Source organism: Actinoplanes sp. NPDC049598, from assembly GCF_040675435.1.
Classification (GTDB): domain Bacteria; phylum Actinomycetota; class Actinomycetes; order Mycobacteriales; family Micromonosporaceae; genus Actinoplanes.
Window position 1 is genome coordinate 243,533 of record NZ_JBFAOX010000012.1, and the last position, 1,819, is coordinate 245,351.

General features: G+C 73.4%; 2 protein-coding genes. Both read right to left on the bottom strand.

Annotated elements, in window-relative coordinates:
- Positions 1-161: 161 nt before the first annotated feature.
- Entirely contained in the window at positions 162-938 is a 777-nt protein-coding gene (locus tag AB0J66_RS27430; protein ID WP_364666217.1) for a hypothetical protein, read from the bottom strand.
- A gap of 49 nt (positions 939-987) precedes the next feature.
- The gene (locus AB0J66_RS27435) at positions 988-1,626 is read right to left on the bottom strand and encodes a maleylpyruvate isomerase family mycothiol-dependent enzyme (RefSeq protein WP_364666220.1); all 639 of its coding nucleotides are present in this window, start codon (positions 1,624-1,626) and stop codon (positions 988-990) included.
- Between the last annotated feature and the right edge of the window lie 193 nt (positions 1,627-1,819).

A 1,819-nucleotide genomic window follows, 5' to 3' on the forward strand; every position in this document is an offset into this window, starting at 1 on the left:
CCTCCGACCGGCAGTCGGCCACCGACCGGCAGTCGGTCTGCTTGCCCGTGGTTATCGCCCAGACCGCGACCGGTCGTCGGCCACGGACCACCTGCCGGCCAACGGAGAAAGGGCCGGGCAGGGGAGGGGCCGGGCGCAATGGCGCGCCCGGCCCGGGCGGGTCACATCGTGGCCTCCCCGGCCCGTAGGTCGGCCACCCCGTCTCTTGCGGGCAGGGTGGCAGCAGCATCTCGTGCGGGCAGGACGGTGTTGGTCTCGGCAGTGGGCAGGGCGACGGGAGCCGCGGCAGTGGGCAGGGCGGCGGTGGTCCCGGCAGTAGGCAGGGTGGTGGTCTCTGCGGTGGGCAGGGTGGTGGTCTCTGCGGTGGGCAGGGTGGTGGTCTCTGCGGGGGCTGTTGTGGGGGGAACGATGGTTGGGCTGGGGGTGGGGTCGGCCGGGAAGTGGCGGCGGGTGCTGGAGGCGGGGGTGCCGGGGGAGGGCCAGCGGGCGCCGGGGGTCAGCTCGCCGAGGAGCTCGAGGCGGGCGCGGATGCCGCCGTTGCTGCGGCCGAACTCGGCCATCAGGTCGCGGGGGCGGGCGCCCTCGCGGTAGCGGGTGAGCAGGCGCTCGTCGTCGGCCGGGGTCCAGCGAACGCCCTGGTTGGGGTGGCGGTTGCGGCGGTCGGGAGGGGGCGCGTCGCGGGCCCCGGGGCCGGGGTGGGTCATGGCCAGCAGGCCGGCCAGGGTGGAGGTGAGCACGTCGGTCAGGCCGGCCAGGTCGGACGGCACGATGTCGGCGCTGATCTCGCTCACCACGTTTCCGTCGTGGTCGCTGCTGACGATGCAGAGGTCGAAGCGCTCGGTCTCGGTGGGGTAGGTGGTGACCTGGTAATCCGTGTCGCCTAGGGTCAGGCGGCGGTCGAGGGTGATCGGGGCGGTCCGGAAATCGGTGTCATTCATGGCGGGGAAGTTAGACCCACCCTCTGACAGTTTCGGGTGGCCGGCGAGATCACTCCAGCCGGTTCGCCAAAACTCGCACTCCGGGCCCGTCCAGCTCGCCCAGGACGATCCGGCGGCCGGTCATCGCCATCATCAGGGCCTCGGCCGGGCCGGTCACGAGGGGACCGTCGCCGAAGCTCCAGTCGAGGTCGCCGGCGGTGAATCGCAGGCCGGTCAGCCAGGACTTCTTCGTGAAGCCGACCGGGCGGCCAGTGGTCAGGAAGTCGAGGGCGATCCGCAGCGAGTCGAGCGGCAGGCCGTGCGGCAGCCCCAGCGGCCGCCGGATGTCCTGCCCGTGCACCAGCAGGTCGGTCAGCTGACCGGGATAGCCCACGATGGGCGCCTTGAACTCGTTCTCCGCGTTGCGGCGCAGCCCGCCGGCGATCTCCTCCACCGGTAGCCGGCCGATCGACTGGGCCAGCAGCGCGTTGGCCCGGTGCACCCGGAAACCGGACCGCATCATGGCCGACAGCGTCGCCCCGCGCGGCGCCTCCACCGCGGCCAGCAGGTGGGCCGCCACTTCGCGGACCGTCCACTCACCGCAGAGGCTGCGTACCGCGAGCTGGGCCGGGGTCAACGACTCGAGCAGATCAGCCGTCCGCCGTCGCTCGACTGCGATCGCTTCCCGCACTCCGTCGCTCTCCCGCATGGCGACCACTGTAGGACCGGCCCTCCGCTCACGCGGCCCGACAACAGCCCAGCCCCGATCATGCGGGGGATGGGAAAGTCTGCCCTCCATCATGCGTGGGAGGCGCGGGGAGGCGGGGAGGCGCGGGGAGGCGGGGAGGCGCGGGGAGGCGGGGAGGCGCGGGGAGGCGGGGAGGCGCGGGGAGGCGGGGAGG

Coding starts and splice junctions, on each gene's coding strand:
- AB0J66_RS27430 (WP_364666217.1), bottom strand. CDS start 938: ATGAATGACACCGATTTCCGGACCGCCCCGATCACCCTCGACCGCCGC.
- AB0J66_RS27435 (WP_364666220.1), bottom strand. CDS start 1,626: ATGCGGGAGAGCGACGGAGTGCGGGAAGCGATCGCAGTCGAGCGACGG.